This window comes from Streptococcus dentiloxodontae, from assembly GCF_053206925.1.
The window spans coordinates 1-5,166 of the sequence record NZ_JBRUHR010000035.1 but is presented as its reverse complement, the minus strand read 5'-3'; the positions used below and the strand labels follow the sequence as shown (position 1 = coordinate 5,166).

Sequence of the window (5,166 nt, the reverse complement as noted above, 5' to 3'; positions counted from 1 at the left end):
GTTGGTAGAGCATCTGATTTGTAATCAGAGGGTCGCGTGTTCAAGTCATGTAGCCGGCATTAGCGAACGTAGTTCAGTGGTAGAACATCACCTTGCCAAGGTGGGGGTCGCGGGTTCGAATCCCGTCGTTCGCTTGAGAGATGCCGGGGTGGCGGAACTGGCAGACGCACAGGACTTAAAATCCTGCGAAGGGTAACCTTCGTACCGGTTCGATTCCGGTTCTCGGCATTAATTTAATAAGAAGCACCCTTGGCTCAACTGGATAGAGTACCTGACTACGAATCAGGCGGTTGCAGGTTCGAATCCTGCAGGGTGCATCTTCGGGAAGTAGCTCAGCTTGGTAGAGCACTTGGTTTGGGACCAAGGGGTCGCAGGTTCGAATCCTGTCTTCCCGATTATGGCGGTGTAGCTCAGCTGGCTAGAGCGTCCGGTTCATACCCGGGAGGTCGGGGGTTCGATCCCCTTCGCCGCTATTATATATGGATTTATTGGACCTTTAGCTCAGCTGGTTAGAGCACTCGGCTCATAACCGAGCGGTCGTAGGTTCGAGTCCTACAAGGTCCATTTATATTTGTACTTTGGAGGATTACCCAAGTCCGGCTGAAGGGAACGGTCTTGAAAACCGTCAGGCGTGTAAAAGCGTGCGTGGGTTCGAATCCCACATCCTCCTTTTATTTTTATCGCGGGATGGAGCAGCTAGGTAGCTCGTCGGGCTCATAACCCGAAGGTCGTAGGTTCAAATCCTGCTCCCGCAATCAGATGGCTCGGTAGCTCAGTTGGTAGAGCAATGGATTGAAGCTCCATGTGTCGGCGGTTCGATTCCGTCTCGCGCCATTTGCGGGTGTAGTTTAGTGGTAAAACTACAGCCTTCCAAGCTGTTGTCGCGAGTTCGATTCTCGTCACCCGCTTTGTTTGGAGAATACCCAAGCTTTGTTGCTTGGGCGCGTAGCTCAGATGGTTAGAGCGCACGCCTGATAAGCGTGAGGTCGGTGGTTCGATTCCACTCGTGCCCATAGTGGAGAATTACTCAAGAGGCTGAAGAGGACGGTTTGCTAAATCGTTAGGTCGGGTAACTGGCGCGGGGGTTCGAATCCCCCATTCTCCGTTATTAGAACGAGTTATCTTTCGATAATTCGTTTTCTTTTATTTTTGTTTAGGAGCGACGGATGAAAAATAGTATTTATCGTATACTGGTAGTTTCTGTTATAACTGTTTTAACATTTCTTTTGCTGTTTTCATTTGTATTTTCGCGTCCAAAAGTTGTTAATGCAATTACATCACCGGTAACAAGTTTAGTTTCAAAATTCGATACTGTTTTATCTGCTCCATTTAGTTTACTTGCTTCAGCAAAAGATGCACTGGGGGATTTTGTAGAAACCTATAAGGAGAATACCGAATTAAAGAAAACTATCTCTGAACTGCAAAGTCAAAAAACTACTATATCAAATTTAAAGGAAGAAAATGAATCTCTGAGAGCATCACTCAACATCAGTGAATCATTTTCCAATCAAGTAACCTTAACAACTAAAATTAAAACTCGCTCAACTGTTTCTTGGCTGGATGTTGTTTCTGTAAATTTAGGATCTTCCGATGGTGTTGAAAAGTCAATGATTGCGACTGCTAATGGAGGCGTTATAGGGGTTGTATCATCTGTTAATGATTCTACTTCAACTGTTTCACTTTTATCAAATACTGAGGATGAGATTACACTTGCTGCTAAGGCTGCCAATAATTCTGGTTCGACAATTTATGGTATTGTCTCGGGATATGACAGTGAAAAGGATTTGCTAAAGATGACGCGTTTAAATTCGTCTGCGGATCTTGCCAAGGGGGACAAGGTTGTTACAAGCGGCTTAGATGGCGCTTCAGTTGCCGAGATTCCTGTAGGAACAGTTGATTCTGTTGTTGACGAAGATAATGTCAGAACAATTTATATTAAACCCACTGCAGATTTTACTTCAATATCTTACGTGACTTTAGTCGGATCAGGTGATTAGTATGGAAATTTTGAAAAAGCCTGTTATGCTCTATTTTTTAACATTTGTCGCCCTTCTTTGGGATGGACATTTGAGTGAGATTGCCGACACTTTTTTACCTAATAATTTTTTTGTTGTTTCTCACTTATTATTAATTTTTGTTTTTTACTTAGCCGCATATTTTCAAAAAGCAACTATCGCTTGGTATTTGGCTTTTTTAGGTTTTCTTTATGATGCTTATTATTTTAAGGCCATGGGAATTGTCGTATTTATTTTGCCTTTGCTGTATCTTTTTGTTTTGTTTGTGCTAAGTAAGCTTCGACAAAGTCTATTTGTAGATTTCCTAGTTATTTTTCTTATGGTTTCCCTATTTGAAGTGGCAGCCTATGGGTTAGGCTTGCTTTATAAAATAACTTCTTATAATTATTTGGATGTCATTGTCTATCAACTTGCTCCGACCATGGTTTTTAATGTATTACTATTTATTTTAATAAAGAAACCTATAGAAAAGCTATTTTCTTACTATTTTGACGATATAATTAAATAGAATTGTAACATTGGCGTAACAATAAATGCGCCAATTTTTGTTACAATAATAGAGTCTTATCGAAAAGGAGTAGTATTTTATATTATGAAAAAACGTATTCTTTCAGCAGTCTTAGTAAGTGGTGTAACTCTTACAACAGCTGCAACAGTAAATGCAGAAGATTATGATTCGCAAATTGCAGCGGCAGATAGTACGATTACAAATCTTACTGCACAACAGCAGGCTGCGCAAGATGCAGTATCTTCTATTCAATCACAAGTAACAACAATTCAAACACAACAAACTGAATTGGAAGCTCAAAATGCTGAACTTGAAGCTAAGTCATCAGCTTTGGAAACAGAAATCCAAGAATTGTCAAGCAAAATCGTTGCTCGTCAAGAATCATTGGAAGAGCAAGCTCGCAGTGCTCAACAAAATAACACTGCTACTAGCTACATCAATTCAATTTTGAATTCAAAATCAATTTCTGAAGCAATCAGCCGTATTACAGCTATTTCTAAAGTTGTATCTGCCAGTGATGATTTGTTGACTGAGCAAGAAGCTGATCAAGCAGAACTTCAGGAAAAACAAGCAGAAAACCAAGAAGCTATCAATACTATTGCTGCTAACCAAGCTACACTTGAGTCAAATAAAGCTACTTTAACAACTCAACAAGCAGAACTTGAAGCAGCACAAGTAACCTTGGAAGCTGAATTGGCAACTGCTCAAGAAGAAAAATCATCTCTTGAAACTGAAAAATCAACAGCAGAATCAGTAGCAGCTTCAACAGCAGCTTCTGTTTCTGAATCACAAGCAGTTGTTGCCTCTGAACAAGCACAGGCTGAAGCTAATGCAGCAGCGGCAGCACAAGCAGTGGCTTCTGAACAATCAGCATCGCAAGCAGCAGCTTCTGGTACAACTGATGAAACAGCTTCTGACTCAACCGAATCTGGTGCTACAGAGGCAGCTCCGGCAGCAGAGCAGTCAACAGCAAGTCAGCCAGCGGCTTCTACGACGACTTCATCATCAGCTAAAGTTGATGGTTCATCGTCAGCTAATACTTATCCTGCAGGTCAATGTACTTGGGGTGTTAAAGCAGTTGCGTCTTGGGTTGGTAATAACTGGGGTAATGCGAAGAACTGGATTTCTTCTGCACAAGCAGCTGGTTACTCAGTAGGAACAACACCAGTAGCAGGTGCGGTAGCAGTATGGCCTAATGATGGTGGTGGCTATGGACACGTTGCTGTGGTTACATCTGTTTCAGGTTCAAATGCTATCCAAGTTTCTGAAGCGAACTATGCTGGTAATCAATCAATTGGTAACTATCGTGGTACATTTGATCCTACTTCATCATCTTGGGGTGGTTCAGTTTACTACATTTATCCATAAAATGAATATTAGGGGTCTGAGATTTATCTCAGACTTTTTTACTTTAAATGATTTTTAACTGAGTTTAACGCTATTGATTAGTCATTGAAAAAAGCTTTAAAAAAGGGTAGAATGGGAAGGTAGAATATTTGGAGGAAATCATGTCTTATACTAATTTGAAGTTGTTTGCACTGTCGTCAAACCAGGAGTTAGCAGCTAAGGTTGCTGATAGTATGGGGATTACACTTGGAAAATCAAGCGTTCGACAATTTTCTGATGGTGAAATTCAAGTCAATATTGAAGAGTCAATTCGTGGACATCATGTTTTTATTCTTCAATCAACTAGTTCCCCAGTCAATGATAATTTAATGGAAATATTAATTATGGTTGATGCACTTAAACGTGCCAGTGCTGAAACAGTGAGTGTCGTTATGCCATATTATGGTTATGCTCGTCAGGATCGTAAAGCACGCTCTCGTGAACCGATTACTTCCAAGTTAGTAGCCAACATGCTTGAAGTAGCTGGTGTAGATCGCCTTTTAACAGTTGATCTTCATGCAGCTCAGATTCAAGGCTTCTTTGATATTCCTGTAGATCACTTAATGGGAGCCCCTTTAATTGCGGGTTACTTTGACCGTGTGGGTCTAACAGGTGATGATGTGGTTGTTGTTTCTCCTGACCATGGAGGAGTTACGCGTGCACGTAAACTGGCACAATGTCTTCAGACTCCAATTGCTATTATTGATAAAAGACGTAGTGTCGATAAGATGAATACCTCTGAAGTTATGAATATTATCGGAAATGTTGCTGGTAAGACCTGTATCTTAATTGATGATATGATTGACACGGCGGGAACGATTTGTCATGCAGCAGATGCGCTTGCAGAAGCAGGGGCAACTCATGTTTATGCTTCTTGTACTCACCCTGTTTTGTCAGGCCCAGCTCTTGACAATATTCAGAATTCAGCTATTGAAAAATTGATTGTTCTGGATACTATTTATCTTCCTAAAGAGCGTTTAATTGATAAGATTGAACAAATTTCGATTGCAGATTTGATTTCTGAAGCTATTATTCGTATTCATGAAAAACGTCCTCTATCACCATTATTTGAAATGGGAAAGGCATAAATTTTTAAGAATCACCTATTATAGGTGGTTTTTTACGGCTCCTTGTCAACTGTAGTGGGTGACTTATAACTAAGCACGAGAGAGAATCAGATTGGTTCTCTCTCTTTGCATGTTCAAAGCGATAAGAATTTTAGTTTTAAAGTTTTTGAAGTTTCGAAAGCCAAAAGCT

At 40.6% G+C, this 5,166-nt stretch carries 4 protein-coding genes and 12 tRNA genes; all 16 read left to right on the top strand.

Going from position 1 to position 5,166, the window contains the following annotated elements; genetic code table 11:
- The first annotated feature begins 62 nt into the window (after positions 1–62).
- The 16 genes from ACVRZ8_RS10775 to ACVRZ8_RS10700 all read left to right on the top strand — a co-directional run bounded on the left by ACVRZ8_RS10775 (position 63) and on the right by ACVRZ8_RS10700 (position 4,997).
- Positions 63–134, top strand: a tRNA-Gly gene (locus ACVRZ8_RS10775).
- 8 nt (positions 135–142) lie between these two features.
- Positions 143–228 (top strand) — tRNA-Leu (locus tag ACVRZ8_RS10770).
- 15 nt (positions 229–243) lie between these two features.
- Positions 244–317: transfer RNA gene (locus tag ACVRZ8_RS10765), tRNA-Arg, on the top strand.
- A gap of 4 nt (positions 318–321) precedes the next feature.
- Positions 322–395 (top strand) — tRNA-Pro (locus tag ACVRZ8_RS10760).
- Positions 396–399: 4 nt separating this feature from the next.
- Positions 400–473: transfer RNA gene (locus ACVRZ8_RS10755), tRNA-Met, on the top strand.
- Between the two features lie 17 nt (positions 474–490).
- Positions 491–564, top strand: a tRNA-Ile gene (locus tag ACVRZ8_RS10750).
- A gap of 16 nt (positions 565–580) precedes the next feature.
- Positions 581–670, top strand: a tRNA-Ser gene (locus tag ACVRZ8_RS10745).
- Between the two features lie 11 nt (positions 671–681).
- A tRNA-Met gene (locus ACVRZ8_RS10740) sits at positions 682–755 on the top strand.
- 6 nt (positions 756–761) lie between these two features.
- Positions 762–834 (top strand) — tRNA-Phe (locus ACVRZ8_RS10735).
- 3 nt (positions 835–837) lie between these two features.
- Positions 838–908: transfer RNA gene (locus ACVRZ8_RS10730), tRNA-Gly, on the top strand.
- Positions 909–939: 31 nt separating this feature from the next.
- Positions 940–1,013, top strand: a tRNA-Ile gene (locus tag ACVRZ8_RS10725).
- Positions 1,014–1,017: 4 nt separating this feature from the next.
- Positions 1,018–1,105 (top strand) — tRNA-Ser (locus tag ACVRZ8_RS10720).
- 61 nt (positions 1,106–1,166) lie between these two features.
- The gene (gene mreC, locus ACVRZ8_RS10715; protein ID WP_447449314.1) at positions 1,167–1,997 is read left to right on the top strand and encodes a rod shape-determining protein MreC; all 831 of its coding nucleotides are present in this window, start codon (positions 1,167–1,169) and stop codon (positions 1,995–1,997) included.
- A gap of 1 nt (position 1,998) precedes the next feature.
- Entirely contained in the window at positions 1,999–2,523 is a 525-nt protein-coding gene (gene mreD / locus ACVRZ8_RS10710; RefSeq protein ID WP_447449313.1) for a rod shape-determining protein MreD, read from the top strand.
- Between the two features lie 84 nt (positions 2,524–2,607).
- Positions 2,608–3,891 (top strand): peptidoglycan hydrolase PcsB, encoded by a 1,284-nt coding sequence (gene pcsB, locus ACVRZ8_RS10705; RefSeq protein WP_447449312.1) that lies wholly within the window; start codon positions 2,608–2,610, stop codon positions 3,889–3,891.
- A gap of 140 nt (positions 3,892–4,031) precedes the next feature.
- Positions 4,032–4,997 carry a ribose-phosphate diphosphokinase gene (locus ACVRZ8_RS10700; RefSeq protein WP_447449311.1) on the top strand — a complete coding sequence of 322 codons (966 nt, stop codon included), beginning with the start codon at positions 4,032–4,034 and terminating at the stop codon, positions 4,995–4,997.
- The last annotated feature ends 169 nt before the right edge of the window (positions 4,998–5,166 follow it).

Coding starts and splice junctions, on each gene's coding strand:
- mreC (WP_447449314.1), top strand. CDS start 1,167: ATGAAAAATAGTATTTATCGTATACTGGTAGTTTCTGTTATAACTGTT.
- mreD (WP_447449313.1), top strand. CDS start 1,999: ATGGAAATTTTGAAAAAGCCTGTTATGCTCTATTTTTTAACATTTGTC.
- pcsB (WP_447449312.1), top strand. CDS start 2,608: ATGAAAAAACGTATTCTTTCAGCAGTCTTAGTAAGTGGTGTAACTCTT.
- ACVRZ8_RS10700 (WP_447449311.1), top strand. CDS start 4,032: ATGTCTTATACTAATTTGAAGTTGTTTGCACTGTCGTCAAACCAGGAG.